Annotated in this window: 26 protein-coding genes and 1 tRNA gene; 20 read left to right on the top strand and 7 right to left on the bottom strand. The window is 60.2% G+C overall.

All coding sequences use genetic code 11. The annotated features are described in order from the left end of the window. Positions 1 to 5: 5 nt before the first annotated feature. Positions 6 to 782 (top strand): Nif3-like dinuclear metal center hexameric protein, encoded by a 777-nt coding sequence (locus ACYVIT_RS22760; protein WP_415804740.1) that lies wholly within the window; start codon positions 6 to 8, stop codon positions 780 to 782. A 159-nt stretch (positions 783 to 941) separates the two neighbouring features. On the opposite strand, the gene mscL is transcribed toward ACYVIT_RS22760, so the two are convergent. Further along, a complete protein-coding gene (gene mscL / locus ACYVIT_RS22765; RefSeq protein ID WP_415804741.1) occupies positions 942 to 1,388 on the bottom strand; it encodes a large conductance mechanosensitive channel protein MscL in 447 nt (148 codons plus the stop codon). A 146-nt stretch (positions 1,389 to 1,534) separates the two neighbouring features. Here mscL and petA point away from each other — a divergent pair, with 146 nt between their 5' ends. The 6 genes from petA (at position 1,535) to ACYVIT_RS22795 (ending at position 5,947) form a co-directional block, all read left to right on the top strand. Next, the gene (petA, locus tag ACYVIT_RS22770; protein ID WP_415804742.1) at positions 1,535 to 2,176 is read left to right on the top strand and encodes a ubiquinol-cytochrome c reductase iron-sulfur subunit; all 642 of its coding nucleotides are present in this window, start codon (positions 1,535 to 1,537) and stop codon (positions 2,174 to 2,176) included. Between the two features lie 64 nt (positions 2,177 to 2,240). Next, complete coding sequence (locus tag ACYVIT_RS22775; protein WP_415804743.1) at positions 2,241 to 3,629, top strand: cytochrome b; 1,389 nt, start codon at positions 2,241 to 2,243, stop codon at positions 3,627 to 3,629. A gap of 19 nt (positions 3,630 to 3,648) precedes the next feature. After that, on the top strand, positions 3,649 to 4,491 hold the full coding sequence (locus ACYVIT_RS22780; protein ID WP_415804744.1) for a cytochrome c1: 843 nt from the start codon (positions 3,649 to 3,651) through the stop codon (positions 4,489 to 4,491). Between the two features lie 160 nt (positions 4,492 to 4,651). After that, positions 4,652 to 5,263, top strand: a complete 612-nt coding sequence (locus ACYVIT_RS22785) for a glutathione S-transferase N-terminal domain-containing protein (protein ID WP_415804745.1) — start codon at positions 4,652 to 4,654, stop codon at positions 5,261 to 5,263. A 17-nt stretch (positions 5,264 to 5,280) separates the two neighbouring features. Then, positions 5,281 to 5,739 carry a ClpXP protease specificity-enhancing factor gene (locus ACYVIT_RS22790; RefSeq protein WP_415804746.1) on the top strand — a complete coding sequence of 153 codons (459 nt, stop codon included), beginning with the start codon at positions 5,281 to 5,283 and terminating at the stop codon, positions 5,737 to 5,739. A 132-nt stretch (positions 5,740 to 5,871) separates the two neighbouring features. Then, positions 5,872 to 5,947, top strand: a tRNA-Thr gene (locus tag ACYVIT_RS22795). A gap of 27 nt (positions 5,948 to 5,974) precedes the next feature. On the opposite strand, the gene ACYVIT_RS22800 is transcribed toward ACYVIT_RS22795, so the two are convergent. After that, the gene (locus ACYVIT_RS22800; RefSeq protein WP_415804747.1) at positions 5,975 to 6,160 is read right to left on the bottom strand and encodes a hypothetical protein; all 186 of its coding nucleotides are present in this window, start codon (positions 6,158 to 6,160) and stop codon (positions 5,975 to 5,977) included. Positions 6,161 to 6,441: 281 nt separating this feature from the next. Here ACYVIT_RS22800 and ACYVIT_RS22805 point away from each other — a divergent pair, with 281 nt between their 5' ends. The 7 genes from ACYVIT_RS22805 to ACYVIT_RS22835 all read left to right on the top strand — a co-directional run bounded on the left by ACYVIT_RS22805 (position 6,442) and on the right by ACYVIT_RS22835 (position 15,510). After that, positions 6,442 to 6,819, top strand: coding sequence for a YkvA family protein (locus ACYVIT_RS22805; protein WP_415804748.1), 378 nt, complete (start codon positions 6,442 to 6,444; stop codon positions 6,817 to 6,819). Beyond that, positions 6,819 to 8,264, top strand: a complete 1,446-nt coding sequence (locus ACYVIT_RS22810; RefSeq protein WP_415804749.1) for a DUF2868 domain-containing protein — start codon at positions 6,819 to 6,821, stop codon at positions 8,262 to 8,264. Before ACYVIT_RS22805 ends, ACYVIT_RS22810 begins: the two co-directional genes overlap by 1 nt. Further along, entirely contained in the window at positions 8,257 to 9,642 is a 1,386-nt protein-coding gene (locus tag ACYVIT_RS22815) for a GTPase/DUF3482 domain-containing protein (RefSeq protein ID WP_415804750.1), read from the top strand. The genes ACYVIT_RS22810 and ACYVIT_RS22815 overlap by 8 nt, the downstream gene beginning before the upstream one ends. Before the next feature lie 407 nt (positions 9,643 to 10,049). Then, on the top strand, positions 10,050 to 11,654 hold the full coding sequence (locus ACYVIT_RS22820; protein WP_415804751.1) for an ABC transporter substrate-binding protein: 1,605 nt from the start codon (positions 10,050 to 10,052) through the stop codon (positions 11,652 to 11,654). A gap of 201 nt (positions 11,655 to 11,855) precedes the next feature. Next, complete coding sequence (locus ACYVIT_RS22825) at positions 11,856 to 12,827, top strand: ABC transporter permease (RefSeq protein ID WP_415804752.1); 972 nt, start codon at positions 11,856 to 11,858, stop codon at positions 12,825 to 12,827. Positions 12,828 to 12,837: 10 nt separating this feature from the next. Then, a complete protein-coding gene (locus tag ACYVIT_RS22830; RefSeq protein WP_415804753.1) occupies positions 12,838 to 13,764 on the top strand; it encodes an ABC transporter permease in 927 nt (308 codons plus the stop codon). A 9-nt stretch (positions 13,765 to 13,773) separates the two neighbouring features. Next, positions 13,774 to 15,510 carry a dipeptide ABC transporter ATP-binding protein gene (locus ACYVIT_RS22835; protein WP_415804754.1) on the top strand — a complete coding sequence of 579 codons (1,737 nt, stop codon included), beginning with the start codon at positions 13,774 to 13,776 and terminating at the stop codon, positions 15,508 to 15,510. Positions 15,511 to 15,595: 85 nt separating this feature from the next. On the opposite strand, the gene ACYVIT_RS22840 is transcribed toward ACYVIT_RS22835, so the two are convergent. Next, entirely contained in the window at positions 15,596 to 16,705 is a 1,110-nt protein-coding gene (locus ACYVIT_RS22840; RefSeq protein WP_460478291.1) for a TPM domain-containing protein, read from the bottom strand. A gap of 31 nt (positions 16,706 to 16,736) precedes the next feature. Beyond that, on the bottom strand, positions 16,737 to 17,384 hold the full coding sequence (locus ACYVIT_RS22845) for a LemA family protein (protein WP_415804755.1): 648 nt from the start codon (positions 17,382 to 17,384) through the stop codon (positions 16,737 to 16,739). A gap of 277 nt (positions 17,385 to 17,661) precedes the next feature. Here ACYVIT_RS22845 and ACYVIT_RS22850 point away from each other — a divergent pair, with 277 nt between their 5' ends. The 5 genes from ACYVIT_RS22850 (at position 17,662) to ACYVIT_RS22870 (ending at position 22,911) form a co-directional block, all read left to right on the top strand. Next, positions 17,662 to 19,287: a DEAD/DEAH box helicase gene (locus tag ACYVIT_RS22850; protein ID WP_415804756.1), complete on the top strand. Its 1,626-nt coding sequence runs from the start codon at positions 17,662 to 17,664 to the stop codon at positions 19,285 to 19,287. A 49-nt stretch (positions 19,288 to 19,336) separates the two neighbouring features. Then, positions 19,337 to 19,966 carry a LysE family transporter gene (locus ACYVIT_RS22855; RefSeq protein ID WP_415804757.1) on the top strand — a complete coding sequence of 210 codons (630 nt, stop codon included), beginning with the start codon at positions 19,337 to 19,339 and terminating at the stop codon, positions 19,964 to 19,966. Positions 19,967 to 20,029: 63 nt separating this feature from the next. Next, positions 20,030 to 21,637, top strand: a complete 1,608-nt coding sequence (locus tag ACYVIT_RS22860) for a peptide chain release factor 3 (RefSeq protein WP_415804758.1) — start codon at positions 20,030 to 20,032, stop codon at positions 21,635 to 21,637. A 21-nt stretch (positions 21,638 to 21,658) separates the two neighbouring features. Further along, positions 21,659 to 22,339 (top strand): hypothetical protein, encoded by a 681-nt coding sequence (locus tag ACYVIT_RS22865; protein ID WP_415804759.1) that lies wholly within the window; start codon positions 21,659 to 21,661, stop codon positions 22,337 to 22,339. A 203-nt stretch (positions 22,340 to 22,542) separates the two neighbouring features. Further along, positions 22,543 to 22,911 (top strand): COG4315 family predicted lipoprotein, encoded by a 369-nt coding sequence (locus ACYVIT_RS22870; protein WP_415804760.1) that lies wholly within the window; start codon positions 22,543 to 22,545, stop codon positions 22,909 to 22,911. Between the two features lie 159 nt (positions 22,912 to 23,070). Here ACYVIT_RS22870 and bfr read toward each other — a convergent pair whose 3' ends face one another. The 3 genes from bfr to rpoN form a co-directional block, all read right to left on the bottom strand. Then, positions 23,071 to 23,547, bottom strand: a complete 477-nt coding sequence (gene bfr, locus ACYVIT_RS22875; protein WP_094824054.1) for a bacterioferritin — start codon at positions 23,545 to 23,547, stop codon at positions 23,071 to 23,073. 408 nt (positions 23,548 to 23,955) lie between these two features. Continuing rightward, the gene (locus ACYVIT_RS22880; protein WP_094824053.1) at positions 23,956 to 24,231 is read right to left on the bottom strand and encodes a (2Fe-2S)-binding protein; all 276 of its coding nucleotides are present in this window, start codon (positions 24,229 to 24,231) and stop codon (positions 23,956 to 23,958) included. A 156-nt stretch (positions 24,232 to 24,387) separates the two neighbouring features. Further along, complete coding sequence (gene rpoN / locus ACYVIT_RS22885; RefSeq protein WP_460478296.1) at positions 24,388 to 25,809, bottom strand: RNA polymerase factor sigma-54; 1,422 nt, start codon at positions 25,807 to 25,809, stop codon at positions 24,388 to 24,390. A gap of 16 nt (positions 25,810 to 25,825) precedes the next feature. On the opposite strand from rpoN, the gene ACYVIT_RS22890 reads away from it, so the two are divergent. Continuing rightward, positions 25,826 to 26,500, top strand: a complete 675-nt coding sequence (locus ACYVIT_RS22890; RefSeq protein WP_415804762.1) for a hypothetical protein — start codon at positions 25,826 to 25,828, stop codon at positions 26,498 to 26,500. Positions 26,501 to 26,555: the final 55 nt, after the last annotated feature.

The raw sequence follows: 26,555 nt of genomic DNA on the forward strand, positions 1-26,555 counted from the left end.
GGGCAATGAAAACGATCGACACCCGCGAACTGGCGGCCTGGCTGGACGCCACGCTGCAAGCGCCGCGATTCAAAGATTACTGTCCCAACGGCCTGCAAGTCGAAGGCAAGCCGCGCGTAGGCCACATTATCACCGGAGTCACCGCCTCCGAGGCGCTCATACGCGCTGCCATCGAACGTAACGCAGATGCCGTACTCGTGCACCACGGTTGGTTCTGGAAAAATGAGGATCCCCGCGTACGCGGCCCTCGCCGCACCCGCCTGGCACTCACGCTGGCGCACGATCTCAATCTGTTCGCGTACCACTTGCCGTTGGATGCTCACCCTGAATGGGGCAACAACGCTCAACTGGCGCGTGTACTGGGATTGACACCCGAGCGCGACGACACAGGGGCACCCATTACGTGTGGCCACGGTGACCTGATCTGGCTCGGCAATGCGCCAGACTTGAGCACGCTGGGCGCATTGGCGACACGCGTGCAACAACGCCTGGGGCGCCAGCCCCTGCTCATCGGCGATCCCGACCGGCCGCTGCGCCGCATCGCGTGGTGCACTGGCGGCGCACAAAGCATGTTGGCCGATGCCATCGATGCCGGCGCGGATGCCTACATCACGGGCGAGGCTTCAGAACCTACCTACCACTTGGCGCGCGAAACCGGCACAGGATTTATTGGCGCCGGCCACCACGCCACAGAACGCTATGGTGCCCAGGCATTGGGTGAAGCCGTGGCAAAACACTTCGGCATTCGCGTCGAATTCATCGACATCGACAACCCCGTATAAACCCACGCAGCCCACGGCTATCGCGGCAACCGAGCCTCGACGGATGGTCCACGGTCTACGCCCACAACCCCGATGATGACGCATGCCCCTGGCCATCCCAGCCAGGGGCATGCGTCATACCAAGCCCAGTCGTGCGCCGTGGGGCAGCATCATCGGAGACTACTTCCTCAGCAAATCGCGGATTTCGCGCAGAACCACCACATCCTCAGGAGGCGCTTCAGGCGCGGCAGGGGCTTCTTCTTCCTTGCGGCGCGCCGTGTTGATCATCTTGACAATAATGAAAACAACAAACGCTAACAGAATGAAATTGATAAGGATCGTCAAGAAGTTGCCCCAAGCCAACACATTGGCGCCAGCCTTGCTCAAATCCGCATAGGTCATGGGGCCCGTGTAGCCCTCGGGCATAGACAAAACGAGGAACTTGTTGGAAAAATCAACCGAGCCGCCGAGGATGAAATTCACCAACGGCATGATCAAGTCCTTCACTATCGAGTCCACGATCTTGCCAAACGCCGCACCGATAATGACACCAATCGCCAGATCAACTGCATTACCTTTAACCGCAAAATCGCGAAACTCTTTGAGAAAACCCGATGTCTTGCTCATGAATGCTCCTTAGGTCGTTCGCCCGTGACTGGGCAGGCGCTATAATAAGCGGTTGCGACACTGTTACATGTTTCACACAACAGGTGCTGCGTGCGTGAATCCTGATGCTATACAGGTAATGCAGGCGCATCAATAAGGATGGGAAGATGAGTCAGGATACGCTGTTGCATGACGAAGATGGTGCGGTTGATCCCAACCTGCCACCAGATCCTTCTCGCCGCTTCTGGGTCACTACGGCCTGTGCGGTGGGCGGTGTGGCCGGTGTAGCGACCGCCATTCCATTAGTTAGTACCTTTGCCCCATCCGAAAAAGCGCGCGCTGCGGGCGCCCCCGTCGAAGTCGACGTTGCCGACCTGACCCCCGGTCAAATGCGCACCGTCGAATGGCGCGGCAAGCCGGTCTGGATCCTGCGCCGCAGCGATGCCCAACTCGCCGGCATCAAAAAACAAGATCCGTATCTCGCGGACCCCAATTCCGAGCGTCCAGGCTTCACGCCGGAATACGCCAAAAACGAAGACCGGTCTCGCAAACCCGATCTGTTCGTCTGTGTGGGCATCTGTACCCATCTGGGCTGTTCCCCCACTGCGCACTTCGAAACCGGTGGCGGCGGTGGCCTGCCCGCATCCTGGGAAGGCGGCTTTCTGTGCCCCTGCCACGGCTCGACCTTCGATCTGGCCGGTCGCGTGTACAAAAACAAACCCGCGCCCGATAACCTCGAAGTTCCGCCATATCAATACCTGAGCGACACCCGCATCATCGTCGGGGTTGACGAAGACAACAAGGCCTGACGCGCGCTGCGCGCGGCTTTACCCCGACCTTAGCAAAATACGCCTCGTATAGAAGGAGCCATTCATGGCTGGCGAAAAAACCGTCGAGACAACAGGGCTGCTGGGCTGGCTGGACCGGCGCTTTCCGGTAACCTCAACCTGGAAGGCGCATCTTTCCGAATACTACGCGCCCAAGAACTTCAATTTCTGGTATTTCTTCGGGTCCCTGGCCCTGCTGGTGCTGGTCATCCAGATCGTCACCGGCATCTTCCTCGTCATGCACTACAAGCCCGACGCCGAACGCGCGTTCCAGTCGGTCGAATACATCATGCGCGAGGTTCCATGGGGCTGGCTGGTGCGCTACATGCACTCCACCGGGGCCTCGATGTTCTTTGTCGTGGTCTACCTGCACATGTTGCGCGGGCTCTTCTACGGGTCCTATCGCAAGCCGCGCGAGCTGGTCTGGATATTTGGCGTCGCCATTTTCCTGTGCCTGATGGGCGAGGCGTTCTTCGGCTACCTGCTGCCCTGGGGCCAGATGTCCTACTGGGGCGCCCAGGTGATCGTGAACCTGTTCTCGGCCATTCCTTTCATCGGGCCTGAACTGTCGATCTGGATCCGCGGCGACTACGTCGTGTCCGACGCCACCCTGAACCGCTTCTTCTCGTTCCACGTCATCGCCATTCCGCTCGTGCTGATCGGTCTGGTCGCTGCACACTTGGTCGCGCTGCACGAAGTCGGCTCCAACAACCCCGACGGCGTCGAGATCAAGCAAGGTCCCAAAGACAAATACGGCCGCCCGAAAGACGGCATTCCATTCCATCCGTTCTACACCGTGCACGACATCATGGGGGTCGCCGGCTTCCTGATCGTCTTCGCAGCGATTGTGTTCTTTGCGCCTGAAATGGGCGGGTATTTCCTGGAATACAACAACTTCATCCCTGCCGACCCGCTCAAGACGCCGCCGCACATCGCTCCAGTGTGGTATTTCACGCCGTTCTACTCGATGCTGCGCGCCACCACGGCCGAATTCACCTGGATCCTGGCCGGCGCGGCTGTCCTGGGCGCGATCGCGTTGTTGTTCAAGAGCAGCCTGAAAGGCATCCTGCGCATCGCCATCCCCGCGGTGCTGATCATCGTCGCTGTCCTGCTGCGCACGATCGACGCCAAATTCTGGGGCGTGGTCGCCATGGGCGGGGCGGTGGTCATCCTGTTCTTCCTGCCGTGGCTGGACCATTCCCCGGTCAAATCCATCCGTTATCGCCCCACGTGGCATAAATGGTTCTACGGCATTTTCATTGTCAATTTCCTGGTGCTGGGCTTCCTGGGTACTCAACCACCCAACGACGTGTACAACCTCATGTCGCAGATCGGCACGCTGATCTATCTGGGCTTTTTCTTCCTGATGCCGGTCTGGAGCCGGTTAGGGACTTTCAAGCCCGTGCCCGACCGCGTGACGTTCCATGCCCATTGACCCACGAACCGAAAACGGAATGACCATGATCAAGAAGCTGATTGGTGCTGTCGCGTTCATGTTCGCGTGCGCTGGCGCCTACGCCGCAGAGGGCGGCTACCCCCTGGAAACCGCCCCCAACCGCGTCAACGACGTGGCCGCCCTGCAAAACGGCGCCAAACTGTTCGTCAACTACTGTCTGAACTGTCACAGCGCATCCTCCATGCGCTACAACAAGCTCCAGGACATCGGACTGACCGACGAGCAGATCAAAGAAAACCTGCTATTTACCGGCGAGAAAGTCGGCGATCTGATGCATGTCGCCATGACGCCGCAGGACGCCAAGAAATGGTTCGGCACCACGCCGCCAGACTTGTCCGTCATTGCCCGCGCCAAATCCGTCAACGCGGGCCCGACCGGCGCCGATTACATCTATACCTATCTGCGCACGTTCTATCGGGACACCGCCCGGGCCACCGGCTGGAACAACCTGGTCTTTCCCAACGTAGGGATGCCGCACGTACTCTGGGAACTGCAAGGCCCGCGCGAGCTCACCACCGTGGCGATGCACGAGGTTTCGGGCGGCGGCTGGGAACGCGTCACCACCACCTACGACAGCCAGGGTTACGCCCAGGTCAAGACCGAGCCAGTCGCGAATTTCCACGGACACGCTACACTTGAGGCTAAGTTCAAGGCTCTGGACCCGGCCAAAGTGGCCAGCTACGACAATGATGTGGCCGATCTGACCGCATTTTTGTCCTGGATGGCCGAACCCCAACAGTTGTTCCGCAAGCAATTAGGGGTCTGGGTGCTGTTGTTCCTGGGCCTGTTCCTGCTGGTGGCTTGGCGTCTGAACGCTTCCTATTGGAAACACGTTCGCTGAAGTTCGCCCCACCGGACAGCTGGACTATGCAATACACTTCGGGGCCGGCAACCTAATCCCGATCGGGCTACGGTCCGCCCGCCCCACCCTGGTAATCGGGGCCAGCGTTTGCTAGATTAGCGGCGCTGGCCTTTCGCTTTTCATACAAGGACTCACCGCCATGATGGTGCTCTATTCCGGAACCACCTGCCCTTTTTCGCAACGCTGCCGCTTTGTGCTCTTCGAAAAAGGAATGGATTTCGAAATCCGCGACATCGACCTGTACAACAAACCCGAAGACATCGCCGTCATGAACCCGTACGGCCAGGTACCCATCCTGGTCGAACGTGACCTGGTGCTGTACGAGTCCAACATCATCAACGAATACATCGACGAGCGTTTCCCTCACCCGCAATTGATGCCGGCCGATCCGGTCATGCGCGCGCGCACCCGCCTGTTCCTGTACAACTTCGAAAAAGAGCTGTTCGTGCACGTCTCCACCCTGGAAGACCGCAGCAGCAAGCCCGACGAAAAGAAACTGGCCACCGCTCGTCAAGCCATCCGCGACCGTCTGGCTCAGTTGGCTCCGTTGCTGTTGAAAAACAAGTACATGCTGGGTGAAGAGTTCTCCATGCTGGACGTGGCAGTCGCCCCCTTGTTGTGGCGCCTGGATCACTACGGCATCGAGCTGCCCAAGAACGCCGCACCGCTGCAAAAGTACGCCGAACGCATCTTCTCGCGTCCTGCGTACATCGAGGCGCTGACGCCCTCTGAAAAAGTGATGCGTCGCTAAGCGGAGGGCTGTGTACGATGGGTGAAACTTCCACCAAACCGTATCTGTTGCGCGCCTTGCACGAATGGTGCACGGACAACGGCTATACGCCGTACATCACCGTACAAGTCGACGAGCACACCCGGGTGCCCATGGCACACGTCCGCGATGGCCAGATCACGCTCAACGTGGGCACGCTGGCTACCAACAAGCTGGTATTGGGCAACGAATTCATCGAATTCCAAGCCCGCTTCAGCGGCGTCGCGGAAAACGTCTGGGTACCAGTGGCTGCCGTCAGTGCGATCTACGCGCGTGAAACAGGTGCCGGCATGGGCTTCGAAGTCCAGCCCTACGAGGCTCCCAGTGCAGATGATGCCGCCGTACCCGCCGATGCCGCAGACGTCGAACCGGGCGAGCTCGCCCCGGCTGCCGATGACAGCAATGGCGACGGCGATGATGACGAACCCAAACGCCCCCGGCTGACCATCGTCAAGTAGGGCGGCAAGACCGTTCGTCATCGGTAAATGCCTCAGATTTGCCGAAGGAACTCCAGGACGGGCACATGCCCGCCCTGAGTTTCCTATACAATGCAAACCCTTCGCCCCCATGCCCTCCATGGCGGTGCGTCTGCCGGTGTAGCTCAGTTGGTAGAGCAGCTCACTTGTAATGAGAAGGTCGAGGGTTCGATTCCTTTCACCGGCACCACACAGTACATAACCCCGTCCACCATACTCACTGCGTCTGCGCCAGAGCAAAGATCCGTGGCACGACCAAAATCAATCGTGCCCATTGTTCGGTGGATTCGGCACCGCTGCTCCCATTGCTGATCATGCAACTCGGCTCGATGAACGTTTGCAGGCCGATCTGCCCAGAAATCGAGCCGGCAACGGATGCCGGAGATTGGCCGAAAGCGGCCATGACAGTGCATGCGACTAGCCATTTTTGTTCAACATAATGACTCTCGCTGCATAATTGCGTGACGGCCCGCTCAGCGGCACGATCAATTTATTAACATTAATTAAAATTAATTGATCGAATTAGGCCAAACGCAGTGCAGCAACATGCAAATAATAAATATTATTTTTAACAACCTCCTTTCTGTCCGAATTTCACAACGCTGAGGGGGCCACTGAAATCCCGGCTCGGGGTCTACAATGGGGCATCACCTGATCAACGCTGGGCCTCGTGCCCACTGCACTATGTCGACTGCGAACCCTACCTACGAAAAGGCCTACTCCGACCAGCGCTTCTGGCGCAAGGCGACACGCCATGCGTCGGCGGCAGGCAAGCAGGCCCTGGAAAAAGCGCTTTGGCTGTATTACGCCGTCAAGAGCCCCGACACGCCCAAGTGGGCACGCCGCGTCATTTATGGCGCGCTGGGTTATTTCGTGCTGCCGCTGGACGCCATTCCGGACTTGGCGCCTCTGGTGGGTTACACCGATGACCTGAGCGTCATGACGGCGGCGCTCGCGACCGTGGCGTTCTACATCAACGACGACGTCAAACAACAGGCCAGCGTCAAGCTGCAAAACTGGTTTGGCACAGCAGACACGACCGACGCTCCCAACGCTCGTTAATGACTTCGCGCGCCGCCATCACGACGGCCCCCCAGGACAACCCGCCATGGCAAGCCCACTGGCTGGCCGAGACCATACGCCTGCGCGAAGAACACTGGGGCCCGCTCGAAGACGCCGACGCCGTACGCCAGGCGCGTAATGGACCGGGTGCCCTCGAAGACCGGATTTTGGTGCGAGCCCAATGGCTCGGCCGGCGCGAAGGACTGGACCAGTTGATAGGGCGCTGGCGCCAAGGCGCGATCATCAGCTTGCTGCTATTGCTGTTGATTGCCGTCGTGGCGGGGATAGGCTCGGCCGCGGGCGCACTGGGCGACGGGACACGTCCGGTAAACGTGCTGTGGGCGGTCGGCGCGCTGCTCGGCCTGCATGCGTTGACGTTTTTGCTGTGGCTGCTTTCGTTCCTGCTGCGCCCCGCTCACACGACGGGACTGGGGCGCATATGGCTATGGGCCACCCGCAAATTCGCGCGCGGTCCGGATGCCGCGCTCGTGCCCCAGGCCTTGATGAATCTGCAGGCGCGGGCGGGCGCCCTGCGCGGGTTGTTCGGCACCATCAGCCACACACTCTGGCTGGCGGGCTTGGCAGCGGCATTGATTACCTTGTTGATCATGCTCTCCACCGCCAGCTATCGTTTTGTCTGGGCAACGACGCTATTGCAACCGGACACCTTCGTTTTCCTGACGCGCGCGCTCGGCTGGTTACCGGCACAACTGGGGTTTGCCGTCCCGGCCGACGATATCGTGCGAGCCAGCGACAACAGTCAGGTCCTGCCTGCGACGGCGCAGGCGCAATGGTCCGTCTGGCTCATCGGCGTGATCGTGGTGTATGGCGTATTGCCCCGATTGATCGCTTGGCTGCTCTGCCTGATGCAGACGATCCGCGCTCAACGACGCATACACATCGATCCCGCATTGCCGGGCTACGCCACGCTGCGCGACCGGTTGTTGCCGGCAGTACAGTCCAGCGGCATCGATCGTCCCGTGGATCCCCTACATCAACCGCAGATCGGCGCCGGGCGCACCATCGAATCCGGCGCGCTGGAGGCATTGGGCACCCACCCCCTGCTGGTCAGCCTGGAGCTGCCCTCCGATATCCCCTGGCCACCGGGCGATCTCCCCGCCGGCATATACAACGCGGGCAACCTGGACTCGCGCGAACAACGCAATCGCTTGCAAGACGCGCTGGCGCAAAGCCACACTCCGCGTCTGCTGATCGCCTGCGACGCGCGGCAAACCCCTGATCGCGGCACGCTGGGCTTGATCGCATCATTGACCGATAAAGCCGCTCAAACGCGCGTCTGGTTATACACAAACGACGAGCCGTCGTCGACATCGCATCGCACGCAAACGTGGCGCGAACGTCTCACGGAAGCAGGCATGGCACCGGCGGCCATTGTGCAGAATTCCGATCAACCGCTACGCTGGCTGGAGACTGGCGATGACTGATCCGATGCTGAAAATCGCGGTCGTCGGACACACCAATACCGGCAAGACCTCCTTGCTGCGTACGCTCACGCGCAACAGTGACTTCGGCGACGTGGCCGACGGTCCAGGCACCACGCGCCATGTCGAAGGCGCGCGTCTGCAATTGGACGGCAAACCTGCCCTGGAATGGTTTGACACGCCAGGCATGGAAGACAGCATCGCCTTGCTCGAATATCTGGAAAGACTGGACGACCCGGATAGTCGCCGCGATGGGCCTGCGCGTATCCGCCGTTTTCTGGATTCCCCCGAAGCGCATCGACGCTACGAACAAGAAGCTCGCGTACTGACCAAGATGCTGGACTGCGACGCGGCCTTGTACGTGATCGACGCGCGCGATCCCGTGCTGAGCAAGCATCGAGACGAATTGGCCTTGCTCGCGGCGTGCGGCCGGCCCTTGTTGCCGGTGCTGAATTTCGTCAACGCACCTGCGCACCGCGCCGATGAATGGCGAGACGCCATGGCGCGTCTGGGTTTGCATGCGGCACTGGAGTTCGACACGATCGCACCGCCCCTGGACGGCGAGCGGCAGTTGTATGGCAAATTGGCCGTCTTGCTGGACCGCCATGCCGCCACGCTGCATCTTCTCTCCGATGCACTGGCGCGCCAGCGTGACGAACGCCGCCAGGCGGCGTGGCAATTGGCGGCAGACCTGCTGATAGACGTGGCCGCGCTACGGATGGCCAGCCCGGCCGATGACGAGGCGCTACGCACGCACGCTGCGACGTTGCGCGAACATGTCCGCCGCCGCGAACAGGCCTGTGTCGATGCCTTGCTCGCGCTTTACAACTTTCATCGCCACGACTACGCCGACGATGATCTGCCGTTGACGGATGCACGTTGGGGCATGGATTTGTTTCATCCACAGGCGTTGAAAGACATGGGGATTCAATTGGGCACAGGCATGGCCGCTGGCGCCATGGCGGGCGCCGCCGTCGATATGCTCAGCGCGGGCCTGAGCCTGGGTACCGGCATGCTGATTGGCGCCGCCGCAGGAGGCCTCTGGCAGGGCGTCGAACGCTTTGGCGGGCGGCTGATGGGCAAACTGCGCGGCTATCGTGAAATCACCGTCGACGATGCGGTACTGCGTTTATTGGCATTGCGACAACGTCAATTGATTCGCGCCTTGGAACGTCGCGGCCACGCCGCGCGCGACCCGGTACACCTGGATCGGCCCGCCGACCAGACGTGGCGTTCGGGTCGCCTGCCCGATATCTTGAAAGAAGCCCGCAGCCGGCCCGAGTGGTCCGCACTAAACAAGGGCCACGACGACGACGAGCGCCGCAAACGCGCCGTCGCCGACCTGTCTCGCGTGTTGGCCACGCAGGACAGCGCATCCTGAGCCAGACGGTATCGGCGCTTTCCGCCGCACGGCCAAGACACCCTCGGCCGGTGATCCACACCGTCACACCCGGGTTTTTCACTACCCGCAACCGAGTACTAACCCCAAGCCAAAACAGTTGACGCTTAAATCACTGCCTCTATAAGATTCGACGTACCTTGGCAGCACTTATCCCACGCCGAGCAACCGAATCACCCGAGGTCAGGTCTATCGTGAATTCGAAGTCCTATGCAGTGATCAACGCCGCCGCTGCGCGCCTTCATGCGCACGTCGTCGTGCGTCGCCTCATACGAGACCTCGCATCGTTGTAAGCAATACGCCGAGCCCCCGGCCTGTACATACCATTGGGGCGGGGGCCCTGTTACTTCTGTCGCGCAATCCGCGCATTACACGGAGCACAAAGGGCTATGCGTATCACTCCTCTCATCAAGCGTTCGGCGTTGGCGCTAGCCATTTGCGCCGCGACAGTCGCGGGCACCGCGCACGCCAAGACCCTGCATTGGGCCTACCAAGGCGATGCCACCTCCATGGATCCCATGGCGTTGAATGAAACCTTCACACTGGGCTTTCAAGGCAACATCTACGAAACGCTCGCCGGTTACGACGGCGAGATGAAGCTGGTCCCGCTATTGGCAGAGAGCTGGGAAAACACCGAACCGACGAAATGGGTGTTCAAGCTGCGCAAAGGCGTCAAATTTCATGACGGCTCCCCCTTTACCGCAGACGATGTGATTTTCTCGTGGAAACGCAGCATGACGCCGGGCTCGGACATGAAGGGCTATGGCGCCAAAGCTTCCGAGGTCAAGAAAATCGATGACCACACCATCGAGGTCATCACGCCCACGCCGAACCCGATTTTGCCGCGGGAATGGACCTTTCTCTACATCATGAGCAAATCATGGTCGGAGAAAAACAAGACCACCGAGGCCACAAACGTCAAAGGCGACAATCAGGGCAACTATGCCAACCTGCATGCCAATGGCACGGGACCATTTGTCCTGGTAGAGCGCCAGCCCGATGTAAAAACCACGCTTAAACGCTTTGACGGCTATTGGAATAAAGACATCAAGACCAATATCGACGAAGTCGTGTTCCAACCGATCACTCAAGAAGCCACACGGGTCGCGGCATTGATATCGGGCGAGATGGACATCGTGCAACCCGTGCCGGTACAGGATTGGAAACGCCTGGAAGACGCCCCCGGCGTGAAGCCCCTGACCGAACCCGAGGCCCGTACCGTGTTCATCGGGATGGATCAACACCGCGACGAACTGCTGTACTCGAACATCAAGGGGAAAAACCCCTTCAAGGACGCCCGCGTGCGCGAGGCGGTTGTGCTGGCAGTAGACATCAACGCCATCAACCAGAAGATCATGCGCGGCGCCGCCAAACCCTTGGGCTCGTTAGTCGCGACCTCGGTCAACGGCTACGATGCCTCCTACGGCGAACCCTACAAACCCGATCCCGCCCGCGCCAAGAAACTGCTGGCCGATGCCGGCTATCCCGATGGCTTTACCGTCACGCTGGACTGCCCCAACGATCGCTACGTCAACGACGAGAAAATCTGCCAGGCTGTCGCCGGCATGCTGGCGCGCATCGGCATCAAGATCAATCTGCTTGCGCAAACCAAGTCCAAGTATTTCGGCAAGATCCTGCTGCAGGCCGGCAACGACACCAGCATGTATATGCTCGGCTGGACACCAAGCTCGACCGATGCCCACAACGTGCTGTTGAACCTGGCATCGTGCCGAGACAGCAAGACAGCGGCGGGGCAATTCAATCTGGGGGGTTATTGCAATCCGAAAGTCGACGAGCTTACCAACAAGATCGGTGTAGAAACCGATCAGGCCAAGCGCAACGCCATGATCAAAGAAGCCTTTGAGATCGTGCGCAAAGACTACGGCTACCTGCCTTTACATCAGCAACCCATGTCATGGGGCATCAAAGACTCGCTCCAGGTCGTACAGCGCGCCGACGACGTATTGGATCTACGCAACGTCGTCATGCCTTGACGAACCGCTGCGCGAGGATGAGCAGACTTGCAGGATAAGACTCGCTGGTCATCTCGCATCGTCGCGCAGCGCGGGACACGCTGAATTCATGTCTCGCGCGGCAGGCTCGGTCCCTGCTGCGCGATACGCCGCACACGAAAACACGATACGCACGATCCGTCACATCGCGCGTATCTGATTTTCCCCTCACGGAATCCGCTCATGCTGGCTTTTATCGGGCGACGCCTGCTGCAATCGGTCCTGGTCATGCTGACCGTCGCGCTCATTGCATTTGCCATGTTCCGCTATGTTGGCGACCCAATCGTCAGCATGGTAGGGCAAGACACCACCGAGGCTCAACGCGCCGAGCTGCGCGAGAGTTTAGGACTCAACGATCCGTTCGTCGTACAGTATGCGCGCTTTGTGAGCAATGCTGTGCAGGGAAATTTCGGCATCTCGTATCGGCAGCGCCAGCCTGTCAGCGACCTCATCGAGCAGCGACTGCCTGCCACATTGGAACTGTCTTTTGTCTCTGCGTTGATGGCCTTGGCCTTTGGCATTCCCATGGGCATCTACACCGCGCTGCGTCGCCACGGCGTACTGTCCCGGGCTTTCATGGCCTTATCGCTAGCGGGCATTTCCTTGCCGACCTTTCTGATCGGCATTTTGCTCATTCTGGTATTCAGTGTGCAGTTGCGTTGGCTGCCCAGCTTCGGCCGCGGCGAGGTCATCGCGATCGGCGGCTGGACGACGGGTCTGCTCACGCCGTCGGGTCTGGCTGCACTGATCCTGCCGGCGATCACGCTGGCATTGTTCCAAATGACGCTGATCATGCGTCTGGTGCGCGCCGAGATGCTGGAGATCCTGCGTGCGGACTTCATCAAATTCGCCCGCGCGCGCGGCCTGCCGCAGCGCTTGATCAATTTCCGCCATGCATTAAAAAACACGCTGGTTCCCGTCATCACCATCACGGGCCTGCAGCTGGGCTCAATCATTGCCTTTGCCATCATTACGGAAACCGTCTTCCAGTGGCCCGGCATGGGGCTGCTGTTCATTCAGGCCATCAGCACGGTCGATATTCCGGTGATGGCAGCCTACTTGGTATTGACTGCGTTCTTTTTTGTGCTGATCAATCTCATTGTCGACATTCTGTATGTCGTCGTCGACCCGCGCCTGCGCGTGCAAAGCAAGTGAAGGAGCACTCATGATTGCCCGCCTGGCCCCATTGTTTGCACGCGCGGCCGACAGCGACCTTTGGTATAGCTTCAAACGTACACCCAGCGCCGTCATTTCTGCCGTCATCACACTGATCATCGTGATCGGTGCGCTATGCGCACCTTTCATCGCGCCACACAATCCTTTCGATCTGGCATCGTTGAATATCATGGATGCCAACACGCCGCCCGCGTGGAATCCTGACGGCACGACCGACTTTCTACTGGGTACCGATGATCAGGGCCGCGATATTTTGTCAGCGATCCTGTATGGCTCTCGCGTATCCCTGTTTGTCGGTTTTGCGTCCGTGCTGTTTTCCATGGTGCTGGGCGTCTCGCTGGGCTTGATCAGCGGTTACGTGGGCGGCCGTGTCGATAGCATCATCATGCGTATCGCCGACGTACAACTCTCGTTTCCCGCGATTTTGATTGCGCTATTGATCGACGGCGTGGCACGCGGCCTGTTGCCGCGCGACATGCATGATCAATTGGCGTTGTATGTGTTGATCTTTGCCATCGGCATCTCGGGCTGGGTGCAATACGCACGCACGGTGCGCGGCTCGACCATGGTCGAGCGCAACAAGGAATACGTGCAGGCTGCCAAACTGATAGGCATCGGTCCGTTGACGATTTTGCGCCGGCATATCTTGCCCAATGTCATGGGCCCGGTGCTGGTCATCGCGACCATCCACCTGGCCATTGCCATCATTACCGAGGCCACGCTGTCATTCCTGGGCGTGGGCGTTCCACCCACCGCACCATCGCTGGGCACGTTGATTCGCATCGGCAACAGTTATCTGTTTTCCGGGATGTGGTGGATATCGATTTTCCCGGGCATTGCCCTCGTCGCATTAGTGTTGTCGGTCAATTTGCTGGGCGATTGGCTACGCGACGCACTCAATCCCAAATTGCGCTAAAGGACTGTCATGGCATTACTTGATATCGCCCGTATGCGCATAGAATTCGCCAGCCGACGCGGCACCCTGGTCGCCGTCGATGGCGTATCGCTCTCGTTGGATCGAGGCGAAATTCTCGGTGTGGTCGGGGAGTCCGGGGCGGGGAAATCCACCATCGGCAACGCCGTGATCGGCTTGTTGGAATATCCAGGGCGCCTCGCTGGTGGCGAGGTGCATCTGGATGGACAGCGCATCGATACCTTGTCCGAATCCGACAAACGCAAAGTGCGCGGGCGCCGCATCGGCATGATCTTTCAAGATCCGCTGACATCGCTGGACCCGCTGCAAACCGTAGAAAGCCAGTTGGTCGAAACCATGCTGGTGCATCTGGACTTGAGCCAGGCCCAGGCACAGCAACGTGCGGTTGATCTGCTCAGGCAAGTCGGCATTGATCAGCCAGAACTGCGCGTCAAACAATATCCGCATCAATTCTCGGGAGGAATGCGTCAACGCGTGGTGATTGCGCTGGCCCTGTGCTGCGAACCCGAGATCATCATCGCCGACGAGCCCACCACGGCGCTGGACGTATCGATTCAAGCCCAGATCCTCGATCTGCTGCGCAAGCTATGTAAAGAAAAACAGGTCGGCATGATCATCATCACGCACGACATGGGTGTGATCGCAGACATCACCGATCGTGTTGCGGTGCTCTATCGCGGCAAGCTGGTCGAACAAGGCCCCACTGCCAAAATCCTGGGCAACCCCGACCATCCCTACACACGCAGCCTGATTTCAGCCGTCCCACGCCCCGATATCAAACTGCGGCGCTTCCCCTTGGTGACCTACATCGAGGACGTCAGAACACCAGTCAAGCCAATGGACATCGCCACGCACTGGTTAGGCCAGCGCCGCGACTTTGGCGAACACGTCGATGGGCCGCTGGTCCAGGTGCAAGACATCGGCATGCGCTTTGTCCTCAAGAGTGCCTTTCTGGCGCGCAATCGGCGCACGCTGGATGCGGTCAAACAAGTGAATTTTTCGATTGCACAGGGCGAGGTGTTTGGCTTGGTCGGTGAATCGGGCTCAGGCAAGTCGACCGTCGCGCGCCTGATCAGCGGACTGTATACCCCCAGCGGCGGATCCGTGATTTTCAACGGCACCAATCTCACGACACTGAAAGACGAAAAACGCATGAACGCTTTTCGACGCCAGATCCAGATGGTGTTCCAGGATCCGTTTTCGTCTCTCAATCCACGCATGCGCGTACTCGACATCGTTGCAGAGCCAATCCGATTTCACAAATTGGCCGATAACGAAGCCCAGACCCGCAGCATTGTGTCCGACCTGCTCGATGTCGTCGGACTGGGCGCCAGTGCGGCCCCACGCTATCCGCACGAGTTTTCCGGTGGGCAACGCCAACGTATATGCATTGCGCGCGCGTTGGCGACACGGCCCCGCTTTCTGATCTGCGACGAGCCGACGTCAGCGTTGGACGTATCCATCCAGGCGCAGATCCTGAACCTGCTCAAAGACCTGCAGGAACAACTGGGCCTGACCATGCTGTTCATCAGTCACGACCTGCCCGTCATCCGCCAGATGTGCGACCGTGTCGGCGTCATGCGTCACGGAGAACTGCTAGAGGTCGCAGACACCGAAACGCTATTCAAGACCCCGCAGCACGAATATTCCCGCCATCTATTGAACCTGATGCCGCAACTACAAGCCATGTCCCGGGAATCACTGGAAATAGAAGCAACCACCGCCTAACGTGATCGCTTCCCACACTGCATTCCTGCCGGCACGCACCCGGGACGTCTTAAGAACCCAACAGAGCGCCCCTCACGCAGCAGCACTACCAACGCCCTGACGCGCCGCCGCCTCCGCTGCGGCCACCGCCGCCCCCGAAGCCTCCGCGAAATCCGCCTCCGCCTCCGAACCCGCCGCGGCCCCCTCGGCCACCGCCAAATCCACCACCAAAACCGCCGCCACCACCACCGCCACCCCGGCCGAGCCATTCCCGAAATAGGCGTTTGACCCCCAACACCCCCAACACACCGCTCAGCAACAGGCCCGCCACACCGCCCGCGGCGGCAGCCCACCACGTGCCAAAAAAGAACCATGAGGCGACTGCCGCTCCCAGTCCTGCTACCAGGGTGGATCCTGCCAGGAACAAGACGATCATTCCGATCACAAACGCCAAGTCCAGCTCCGATACACCGAACCCGCTGAACATGGACTCGTCGGGATTTGCGGACGGAGCAGGCAACGCCTCGCCATCGACCAATTTCTCGATCGCCGCGACGCCGGCCTCGATACCCCCGGCATAATCACCCGCCTGCAACCTCGGCACGATCTGTTCGCGAATAATGCGGCCCGCAATCGCATCTGGAATGGCGCCTTCCAAGCCATAGCCGACTTCGATACGCAATGTGCGGTCATTCTTGGCCATGATCAGCAGCACGCCATCGTCTGTGCCCTTGCGCCCCAGTTTCCAGGCATCGAACACACGCGTGGCATATTGCTCGATCGTGTCCGGCGCCGTCGTCGGCACAATCAACACGGCGACCTGCGCACCCTTGCGTTGCTCCAATGCGGCCAGGCGCTGCTCCAGCCCTTGGCGACGTGCCGTATCCAGCGTGCCCGTCAGATCTGTGACACGCGCCTGCAATGTCGGCACGCCGACGGGAGCATCCGCTGTCGAGCCATCGGCTGGCAAGGCCGTCGGCGCCCTCGACGGCGTCGACGCCGGGGTCTCTGGCGCGGGCGCCAGGGGAACAGCGGGGACCGTTCCCGTACCAGGCGCTGCCGGCGAAACCGGCGGAATCGTCCGTATGACAGGAGGCACAGCATCATGCTGTGCGGCCGGCGCGAGCTGCGCACTCACCGGCATGCCAATCAGCATGCCGGACAACACCAGTGTCAGCCCCCGGGGGAGCCAGGATTCACCTTTGCGCCAGACCATACGCGACAACACCCGATTTACCATCACCCGCTTACTGAGCCGGAGCAGGCGCAGTCGTTGCCGGGGCAGAAGACGGAGCCTGATTGCTGAATTGAATGTTCGGCGCCTGCGAAATGGATGCCTCGTTCTCCACGCTGAAATTGGCCTTGGGCGCATAGCCGAACACCTTGGCGGTAATCACGGCAGGGAACTGGCGCACCAGCACGTTATACGCCTGCACCGATTTCACATACCGGCCGCGCGCAACCGAAATGCGGTTTTCCGTGCCCTCGAGCTGCGTCATCAGATCGCGAAACAAGCCATCCGCCTTGAGTTGCGGATAATTTTCCGACACCGCGATCAGGCGCGACAATGCAGACGTCAACTGACCCTGTGCCTGTTGAAAACGCTCCAGCGCAGCAGGGTCGTCCAGTTGATCCGCAGAAATCTGCAAGCTGCCGACTTTACTGCGCGCCTCGGTCACCTGGGTCAGTACCTCGCGCTCGTGCGTCATATAGGCATCGACCGATTTCACCAACTGCGGCACGAGGTCCGCACGCCGTTGATATTGGTTAAGCACTTCGGACCATGAGGCACTGACCTCCTCGTCCGCCGCCTGAATGCTGTTGTAGCCGCAACCCGACAGCAAAGCGGCAATCAACGCCAACCAAGAAAGACCCAGCCAACGGGGAATGTTCATCGTATCCTCAATCCTTTCAACAGAGAGAGGAACATTACAGCAGGTTGAGCCTGCTTTGCCCAGCGCGCGATGTAACGCGCCCCCTATCTCTTGTTACGCGAAATCCCCCGGGCATGGGCTACAATACACGTCGTGTGCTTAGCCAATCAGCACACATTCGCTGGCGCTAGGCCGCCACGCCAGGCCCGACATGAGCCGGGCCTTTCCTTTATCTCCTCACTCGACCGCCTGGATTGGAGTCTCTCAACTAGAGCGACTGGCTGTTGCTGGAGTTGTTTTGACTGCCACTGTTTCTTTTGCCGACCTCGGGCTGGCCGATCCCCTTTTGCGTGCCATTGCCGAAACCGGCTACACCGCGCCCACCCCGATTCAGGCGCAAGCCATTCCTCAGGTACTAAAAGGCGGCGATTTGCTCGCTGCTGCCCAGACGGGCACCGGCAAAACCGCCGGCTTTACGCTGCCCATCCTGCATCTGCTGATGCAAAACAAACCCGCCCTGAAAGGCCCAGGGCGACCGCGCTGCCTGATTCTGACCCCGACGCGCGAACTCACCGCGCAGGTCGCCGAATCCGTGCAGACCTACGGCAAACATACGCCGTTGACCTCCATGGTGATGTTTGGCGGAGTCAACATCAATCCCCAAATCAGCGCGCTGAGAAAGCCCGTGGACATCCTGGTGGCCACGCCCGGCCGCCTGCTGGATCACTGCGGCCAGAAAACCGTGGATCTGTCCGGCGTCGAGATTCTGGTCCTGGACGAAGCCGACCGCATGCTGGACATGGGCTTTATCCGTGACATCCGCAAAGTCCTGGCACTGCTACCCAAGCAACGCCAGAACCTGCTGTTCTCGGCAACGTTCTCGGACGAGATCCGCGGCCTGGCCCGCGGCGTACTGAACAATCCCGGCGAAGTCTCCGTCACCCCGCGCAATACCGCGACCGAGTTGGTGAAGCAGACCGTGCACGTGGTCGAACAACACCACAAACGCGATCTCATCAGCCACATCATCCGCGAAAGCGGCTGGTATCAGGTTCTGGTCTTCACGCGCACCAAACACGGCGCGAACCGGCTGGCCGAAAAACTGGTGAAAGACGGCCTGAGCGCCGCCGCCATTCACGGCAACAAGAGCCAGGCGGCACGCACGCGCGCGCTGGCCGGCTTCAAAGACGGCAACGTGGCCGTCCTGGTGGCCACCGATATCGCCGCGCGCGGCCTGGATATCGATCAATTGCCGCAAGTCGTGAACTTCGAACTGCCCAACGTCCCCGAGGACTACGTGCACCGCATCGGCCGCACGGGCCGGGCAGGGGCGACAGGCGCGGCAGTCTCGCTGGTCGACCAAAGTGAAATCAAGCTGCTCAAAGGCATCGAACGCCTCATCGGCAAAACCATCGAGCGCCTGCCCGTAGAAGGCTGGACGCCGTCCGCCGGCAGCACCGCTGCAGCCTATGCGCGCCAAGAGCGCGACGAAGACTCGCGCCAGCCGCGCCGTCAGGGCGGCCAACGCCCGGGCGGCAGCCGCAGCGCCGGTACGAATAGCCCTCGCACCAACGACGCTCGCAGCGTCAATGGCGAGTCTCGTCCCGCGCGCAATAGCGGCGAGTCCCATGGCGGCAACAATGCGGAACACCGCGCAGCGCGCCCGGGGCAGTCGCCTCGCCATGGTGCGGGAGCAGGCCGCCCCGCGGGCCAAGGTCAGGCAGGCAATCCGCGCCAACCGGCCGCCGCCCGCGGCGACCGCCCAGCCGGCAACCATCGCCAAGACAGCCGACCGTCATCGCAAGGTCCCCGCAGCACCGAGGGCAACGTCCGTTCATCAGGCCGTCCCGCAGGCGCTGGTCGCCCCGCTGCAGGGGCCAATCGCTCTGCCGGTGCTCCCCGCGCGGCGTTGTTGGGCAAGTAATATCTATCCCTCGTTCCTTTCACCCGTGTCATTCTGTCTGTAAACCATCATGACGCTCTCGACCTGGCTGACCTTTTTTGTGGCCTCATGGGCTATTTCCTTCTCGCCGGGCGCGGGCGCCATCTCGGCCATGACCTCGGGCCTGAAGTATGGTTTTAAACGCGGGTACTGGAACACGGTGGGCTTGATCATCGGGATCATGGCGCAGTTCGTGATTGTTGCGGTGGGCCTGGGCGCGGTACTGGCCACGTCCGAGCTCGCATTCTCGATCGTGAAATACCTGGGGGTGGCCTATCTGGTCTATCTGGGCATACGCCAGATTCGTACCGATGCGGCGCCCGTCGCCGTCGATGCCGGCAACCCTGCCGACTTTTCGGTGCGCGATCTGGTGCTGCGCGGCGTCCTGGTCAATCTGATGAACCCCAAAGGCACGGTTTTCCTGCTGGCCGTGGTGCCCCAGTTTGTGAACCCCGCAGCGTCTCTGACGCCCCAGTACCTGGCCCTGGCCGGCACACTGGTATTCACCGACCTGGTCGCCATGGGCGTCTATACCCTGTTGGCCGCCAAGGTGCTGCGCCTGTTGCGCAGCGCCCGCCATATCCGTTGGATGAACCGCATCTTCGGCTCTCTGTTCATCTTGGCGGGCGCCTTCCTGGCCACTTTTCGTCGTCACTCGTAACAAAGCCTATGTAACAGGGCCGGTTACCGGCGTACGATCCGCGTCAGTAAAATCGCATCAACCATGAATATTTCCCAAGAAGTCGCCCGGCGACGTACCTTCGCCATCATCTCTCACCCGGACGCGGGCAAAACCACGCTGACCGAAAAGCTCCTGCTGTTCGCAGGTGCGATTCAGATCGCCGGCAGCGTCAAGGCGCGCAAGGCCTCGCGCCACGCCTCGTCGGACTGGATGGAAATCGAAAAGCAGCGCGGGATTTCGGTCGCATCGTCCGTGATGCAGATGGAATACCGCGATTGCGTCATCAACCTGCTGGACACTCCCGGCCACCAAGACTTCTCCGAAGACACCTATCGGGTGCTGACGGCGGTAGACGCCGCGCTCATGGTGATCGATGCCGCAAACGGGGTAGAGCCGCAAACCATCCGGTTGCTGCAGGTATGCCGTGCCCGTAATACCCCCATCATCACGTTCATCAACAAGATGGACCGCGAAGTCCGCGAGCCCCTGGATCTGCTTTCCGAAATCGAGGGCCATCTGGGCATGGACGCCGTGCCGTTCTCCTGGCCAGTCGGCATGGGCAAGGCCTTTGGCGGGGTATTCGACATCCGCCGCGATCGCATGCGCGTCTTCCGTCCCGGCCAGGAACGCCGCTCGGACGACGACGACATCATCAATGGCCTGTCCAACCCGGAAATCGCCAAACGCTTCGGCTCGGCCTTCGAACAGGCCAACGGCGAAATCGAGCTCATCCAGGAGGCGGCTCCCGCCTTCGATCGCGACGCCTTTCTGGCCGGCAAGCAGACCCCGGTATTTTTCGGCTCGGCCATCAACAACTTCGGTGTTCAAGAGGTCCTGGACGCGCTGGTGGAACAAGCCCCCGCGCCTGGTGCACGCCAGGCACTGGAACGTCTGGTCGAGCCTCAAGAGCCCAAATTCACTGGCGTCGTGTTCAAGGTGCAGGCCAACATGGACCCCGCCCACCGTGACCGCGTGGCGTTCGTACGCGTCAGCTCGGGGCGTTTTGAGCGGGGCATGCGCCTGAAAGTCGCACGCACCAACAAGGAAATGCGCCCCAATAACGTGGTGTCGTTCCTGTCTCAGCGCCGCGAGCTGCTCGACGAGGCCTATGCCGGCGACGTCATCGGTATTCCGAACCACGGCGTATTGCAGCTGGGTGATGTGCTCACCGAGGGCGAAAGCCTGCGTTTTACGGGCTTGCCGTTCTTTGCGCCCGAACTCTTTCAAGCCGTGGAAGTCAAAGATCCTTTACGCACCAAGCAGTTGCGCGTGGGTCTGACCCAGTTGGGCGAAGAAGGCGCGATCCAAGTCTTTCGTCCCGAGGCGGCTGGCGGCACGCTGCTGCTCGGTGCAGTCGGTCAACTGCAGTTCGAGGTCGTCGCCCATCGCCTTAAGACCGAATACGGTGTCGAGGCCCGGATGTTGCCGTCGCGCTACACCATGGCTCGGTGGATCACGTCGGACAACCCACGCGCGCTGCGCAAGTTCATGGATGCCAACGCAGCGCACATCGCCTATGATGTCGTTGATGCGGCGGCTTTTTTGATTGGTTCGCCTGCGCAGCTGCGCGTGGCTGAGGACCTGTATCCGGATGTGAAATTCCACGCCATGCGTGAGCACGGCGGTCAGGTTTTTGGCAGCCATGCGTAAACTGCACAGGGCGCCGCAAAAATGAGGGTAGCAATGTCTTGGCGAGTATTATTCGCGACGCTTCTGCTGGCACTGGGCGTCGCGGCGTGGGGTGGAATCCAACTGGGTGATTGGCTGGTTTCACACGCCCCCAAAGCCTCGGCCGCACCGGGCCAGGAAGCCCTGGCGTCTCAAGAGCCGATCCTGGACGCCAACGGTCGTCCCTATGTCGCTCAGCCTCCCCAGCCTCGGGTGGACGGCAGCCTCGGCGTGCCCGACAAGCCCAACGGCCAGAGCTGGGCCGTACCGACGGTTTCCTTGTTCGAAACGGCCAAGGACCCGTCGATTCAGATTTCGCGTAACAATATCAGTATGGACGAGGCCCGCCACCTCGCAGCGGCATCCAACGTCCCGCTGCCTTCCGGCACCTCTGACGTCACCACGCTGGATCTGCAGGCCTTGCCGCCCACCACCACCACGCCTCCGCCCGCCAATCAGGACGGTTATGCGATCACCGCGGCGAACACTGCGCCAAGCGCCGCGCCTCGAGGAGCAACGCCTGCTCCTGCGGGCAACTGGCAGGAATCCCTGAAACGAGAACTGGCCCAATGCGCCAATGAGGGCTTCTTCCAACGCCCCACGTGCTCCTGGAACGCTCGCAACAAGTACTGTGGCCCGAATCGGGCCTGGGGCACCATCGCCGAGTGTCCGGCACGTCAATAGGACTCGGAGCATAGGTCACCGGCACAGGACGGCAGGTGCACCATCCGCCGGGCGACCGGGCGACTGGTATCACCTCCGCTAAAAAGGGCTGCCTCAAACGAGGTAGCCTTTTTTTATCCTTATTTTCATCGGAAGTGGAATAAAGTAGATATCAGTGACGTCTATAGCAAGCAGTCCCCTTTTCTCATACTGGATGACACGCCATGCACACTCGAATCGCTGCAACCCTGCTCGTCTCCTGCGCCACCCTGTTTTCGGTCGGCGCCCACGCTCAGGCAGTCAAGACCCAGGACGGCATGCTGGTCGACAACGCCGGCATGACGCTCTATACCTTCGACAAGGACACAAACGGCAAGAGCGCCTGCTATGACCAGTGCGCCAAGGCATGGCCGCCGGTGATGGCCGCCGCCGATGCGAAAGCGCAAGGCGACCTGAGCATCATCACCCGCGACGATGGCTCCAAACAATGGGCCTACAAAGGAAAGCCCCTGTACCTGTTCGTGAAAGACAAAAACCCGGGCGACAAGACGGGCGACAACGTCAAAGACGTCTGGCATATCGTCAAACCCTGAACGATAGGGGCCACTGACAGACTGATTGGCAATGAGGCAGCGGCGATATACACCGCTGACCTTCAAATGCATTGAGCCCGTACAGACCAGCAGGCCTGTACGGGCTCATCAACACAACGGCAATGCGGGCGTTAGCGCATCGACGCCACCTGCAACCAATCAGCCTTCGACTTCCATTTGGCTTTGCAGATAATTCTGCAGGCCGACCTTGTCGATCAACTCGATCTGGGTTTCCAGGTAGTCGATGTGTTCTTCGGTATCGTCCAGGATGGCCTGGAACAGATCGCGGGACACGTAATCACGCACTGACTCACAGTAAGCGATGGCTTCTTTCACCGTGGCTTGCGCGCCTTGCTCGACCTTCAGGTCACAGGCCAGCAACTCGGGAACGTCTTCGCCGATCAGCAGTTTGTGCAGGTCTTGCAAATTCGGCAGACCGTCCAACATCAAGATACGCTCGATCAAACGATCGGCGTGCTTCATCTCACCAATCGATTCTTCGTACTCGTGCTTGCCCAGCTTCTTCAGGCCCCAATGCCCCAAGATGCGGGCATGCAGGAAATATTGATTGATGGCCGTCAGCTCATTGGTCAGTTGCTTGTTCAGAAACTGGATGACGGTTTTATCGCCTTTCATGGTGTACTCCTTACGATCCCGGGACGCGGCGCCCGCGACCCTGCGTACGCCTTATCGCGTATGCAACGATCGCAGGCTAACACCGCCGGCAGGGTCACGGCTAGAGCCGCGCTGCATTTGATAAATGGCTTTGCAAGCGCAATCTGAAAGCGACAACACAATGAGAATGAGTATGCGTTTCGGACTATCCGCACATAGCGTGACGCCAGGCTTGCCATTGAGGCCGGCCAATACGGAAAATCTCGGGGAAAATTGCCTGCCGAATGTCGAATTATCAGCACCGTACGGGGGCAAATCGACTCAAATCTCGACAAGGCGTGATGTTGGAGAACTGCAACGCACGCGACCGCGCGCCGTCGCTACCAGGCACGATACACGCGCTGCCTGACTGCGCAACGATGCCCCGGCTCAGGCTGCTGCAACCAGCGCGATCGGGAAACTATTGGCAGCGGGCTGGGCGTCGACCATGGGTGCAGAGGCCGTGAGATCCACAGCCATCGACTTGCCCTGACACACGCTGGAACAGCGGCCACCTGGCAGATATTCTTGAGCCATCTCTGCACAGCAACCACAGCACGAGGCTACCCCCAATTCAAACTGCAAATCGGACAATGTAGTAGCGCCCGCATCGACGGCGGCGTGAACTTGGCGTTCAGTGACGGCATTACATATGCAAATGTACATGAGAATAATTATCGTGATTTATTCTCGCAAAAGCAAGCGGGTCAAATGGCGATCCGTTTCCTCCAAGTCATTGAAAAATAGGGACAAAACTATCGCCATTTCACTCTGGCAGAAAAACCGCCCTACAGACGCACAGCGCCGCAGCACCCGAACTATCTATCGTGCCGCGTGCGCCTTTCGCAGGCTGGCCGGGGCAATCCGCATGGCCTCGCGATACTTGGCCACCGTGCGGCGGGCAATCACGATGCCCTGATCGGCCAGGCGCTTTGTCAATTGGCTATCGGATAAAGGCTTGCCGCGGTCCTCGTCGGCCACCATTTGGCGGATCACGGCTTGTACCGCCGTGGCCGAGGCCACCTCGCCACCGTCAGTCGCCACGCCCGTTCCAAAGAAATGCTTCAGCTCCAAGGTCCCGAACGGCGTCAACATGTATTTTTGCGTCGTCGCCCGTGAAATGGTGGACTCGTGCAATCCCAGCTCTGCAGCAATATCCTTCAGAATCAACGGACGCATGGCAGCGGGGCCCTCACTGAAAAAAGCGGTCTGATGCGCCACGATGGCCTGCGCCACACGCAGGATGGTGTCAAAGCGCTGCTCCACATTGCGGATCATCCAACGCGCCTGCTGCAACTGGGCATGCAGCCCCGCATGGCTGGCCTCACGCTGATTGCCCAGCAATTGGGCGTACAGTGCATTGACCTGCAAACGCGGGACAGCCGCGGTGTTCAGCACCACCTGCCATCCCAGGCGGGTCTTGCGCACAATGACGTCCGGCACCGCATAATCGGCCGCGGGCACCGTCCAGGCGCGGCCCGGGCGAGGGTCCAGTTTGCGAATCAGCGTTTGCGCCGCGCGCGCCGTCGCCTCATCGCAATGCAAGGCATCGCGCAGCCGCGTCATATTGCCGGTGGCCAACAACTGCAAATGCTCGGCACATAGCCGACGTGCACAGGCCAGCACTTTCGGATCGGCGGCTTCGCGCAAATGTTGCACGTCGGGGTTGCGTAATTGCAACACTAGACATTCCGCCATATCCCTCGCACCGATCCCGGGCGGGTCGAATGACTGCAGTAACGTCAGCGCCGCCCTCAGCTCGTCCAGGTCCGTCTCGGCCTCAAGGGGCATCCACGTGAGAATCTCCTCCAGCGAAGACCCTAGATAACCGTTCTCATCCAGCTCATCAATCAGCAACGCGACCAATACTGCATCACGGGTTCCCGCGCGGGTCAGGCCCAACTGTGAAAGTAAGTGCTCACGTAACGTATCGACGCATGCGCGATCCGGGCCGTCGGAACGGTCATCGGGATAGACGCCCCCCGAGCCGGGCATTTCCTCTGTGCGGGGCTCCGTATCGCGTAATGACTCGTCGTCCATCGACGTTTCGCGTTCGGCCGGCGCGTCTGGCTCGGCCTCCGCCTGTTCTTCGCTGCGCTCCAGCATCGGGTTCTCAGCCAGCGCCTGCGAGATTTCGGCCTGCAAGTCCAGCGTCGAAAGCTGCAACAATCGGATAGATTGCTGCAGTTGAGGGGTCAACGTCAAATGTTGACCAGTACGAAGTTCTAATGCGGGCCGAGTCATAGGTACAATATTTTGCATGATGAATGCCGCCTCGCCCGAACGCGTACGCCAAGATCGCCGACTGATCGGCCAAACGCTGCTGAAATTAGCGCTGCCTCGACTCATAGTCCGGGGGGTGGTGCTGGTCATCGCCGCCATCATATGGCTATTAGTCGCCTCGTGGTTGCTGGATTTCGGCCGCAGCCTGAGCTTTGAAGGCCTGCAGGCTTTTGGCCAGCAGGCGATCGACCTCCTGACGCGCGTCAACCCCTATCTATGGTGGGGTGTCGTGGTCATCTGGTCGCTGATTGTATTTTTCGCAGTACGCGCCTGGGTGACCTCAGACATTGACGCCGCGCGTGCCAAACCGGTCGCCCCGAGAGATCTGTCCGCCTTGACTTCGCAGCTCTGCGACGAAGTCACCAATGTTCTGCGCTGGGTCTGGGGCAATCGCGAAGAGCCGTTTACGCTCGGCGACTTGCGCCAGGCGCATATCGAGTTGCGCCATGGCCGCATCGATAAAATCGACTTGGTCCGAGAGCAAGGCAACATTCTTGATGGCCAGACGGCTGCCGCGACACGCTCCCAACCCGCTCGCAGCACACCTGCGGCGGCTCCGGCTCCGGCCCCCGCCCAGGCCGCCATCCTGACGACGCCAGCCGCCGCTACCGAGACACGCCCAACCTCAGGGCGCATCGAGCCCAACCTGTAGCAGGCAGCGCCACTCCGGTCTTTGAAAAAATCGCCTCTCGAGGCGATTTTTTTTC

Source organism: Bordetella muralis, assembly GCF_054781015.1.

Bases quoted from the DNA above. Each gene is read 5' to 3' on its own strand.
- ACYVIT_RS22760 (WP_415804740.1), top strand. From the start codon at position 6: ATGAAAACGATCGACACCCGCGAACTGGCGGCCTGGCTGGACGCCACG.
- mscL (WP_415804741.1), bottom strand. From the start codon at position 1,388: ATGAGCAAGACATCGGGTTTTCTCAAAGAGTTTCGCGATTTTGCGGTT.
- petA (WP_415804742.1), top strand. From the start codon at position 1,535: ATGAGTCAGGATACGCTGTTGCATGACGAAGATGGTGCGGTTGATCCC.
- ACYVIT_RS22775 (WP_415804743.1), top strand. From the start codon at position 2,241: ATGGCTGGCGAAAAAACCGTCGAGACAACAGGGCTGCTGGGCTGGCTG.
- ACYVIT_RS22780 (WP_415804744.1), top strand. From the start codon at position 3,649: ATGACCATGATCAAGAAGCTGATTGGTGCTGTCGCGTTCATGTTCGCG.
- ACYVIT_RS22785 (WP_415804745.1), top strand. From the start codon at position 4,652: ATGATGGTGCTCTATTCCGGAACCACCTGCCCTTTTTCGCAACGCTGC.
- ACYVIT_RS22790 (WP_415804746.1), top strand. From the start codon at position 5,281: ATGGGTGAAACTTCCACCAAACCGTATCTGTTGCGCGCCTTGCACGAA.
- ACYVIT_RS22800 (WP_415804747.1), bottom strand. From the start codon at position 6,160: ATGGCCGCTTTCGGCCAATCTCCGGCATCCGTTGCCGGCTCGATTTCT.
- ACYVIT_RS22805 (WP_415804748.1), top strand. From the start codon at position 6,442: ATGTCGACTGCGAACCCTACCTACGAAAAGGCCTACTCCGACCAGCGC.
- ACYVIT_RS22810 (WP_415804749.1), top strand. From the start codon at position 6,819: ATGACTTCGCGCGCCGCCATCACGACGGCCCCCCAGGACAACCCGCCA.
- ACYVIT_RS22815 (WP_415804750.1), top strand. From the start codon at position 8,257: ATGACTGATCCGATGCTGAAAATCGCGGTCGTCGGACACACCAATACC.
- ACYVIT_RS22820 (WP_415804751.1), top strand. From the start codon at position 10,050: ATGCGTATCACTCCTCTCATCAAGCGTTCGGCGTTGGCGCTAGCCATT.
- ACYVIT_RS22825 (WP_415804752.1), top strand. From the start codon at position 11,856: ATGCTGGCTTTTATCGGGCGACGCCTGCTGCAATCGGTCCTGGTCATG.
- ACYVIT_RS22830 (WP_415804753.1), top strand. From the start codon at position 12,838: ATGATTGCCCGCCTGGCCCCATTGTTTGCACGCGCGGCCGACAGCGAC.
- ACYVIT_RS22835 (WP_415804754.1), top strand. From the start codon at position 13,774: ATGGCATTACTTGATATCGCCCGTATGCGCATAGAATTCGCCAGCCGA.
- ACYVIT_RS22840 (WP_460478291.1), bottom strand. From the start codon at position 16,705: ATGGTCTGGCGCAAAGGTGAATCCTGGCTCCCCCGGGGGCTGACACTG.
- ACYVIT_RS22845 (WP_415804755.1), bottom strand. From the start codon at position 17,384: ATGAACATTCCCCGTTGGCTGGGTCTTTCTTGGTTGGCGTTGATTGCC.
- ACYVIT_RS22855 (WP_415804757.1), top strand. From the start codon at position 19,337: ATGACGCTCTCGACCTGGCTGACCTTTTTTGTGGCCTCATGGGCTATT.
- ACYVIT_RS22860 (WP_415804758.1), top strand. From the start codon at position 20,030: ATGAATATTTCCCAAGAAGTCGCCCGGCGACGTACCTTCGCCATCATC.
- ACYVIT_RS22865 (WP_415804759.1), top strand. From the start codon at position 21,659: ATGAGGGTAGCAATGTCTTGGCGAGTATTATTCGCGACGCTTCTGCTG.
- ACYVIT_RS22870 (WP_415804760.1), top strand. From the start codon at position 22,543: ATGCACACTCGAATCGCTGCAACCCTGCTCGTCTCCTGCGCCACCCTG.
- bfr (WP_094824054.1), bottom strand. From the start codon at position 23,547: ATGAAAGGCGATAAAACCGTCATCCAGTTTCTGAACAAGCAACTGACC.
- ACYVIT_RS22880 (WP_094824053.1), bottom strand. From the start codon at position 24,231: ATGTACATTTGCATATGTAATGCCGTCACTGAACGCCAAGTTCACGCC.
- rpoN (WP_460478296.1), bottom strand. From the start codon at position 25,809: ATGACTCGGCCCGCATTAGAACTTCGTACTGGTCAACATTTGACGTTG.
- ACYVIT_RS22890 (WP_415804762.1), top strand. From the start codon at position 25,826: ATGATGAATGCCGCCTCGCCCGAACGCGTACGCCAAGATCGCCGACTG.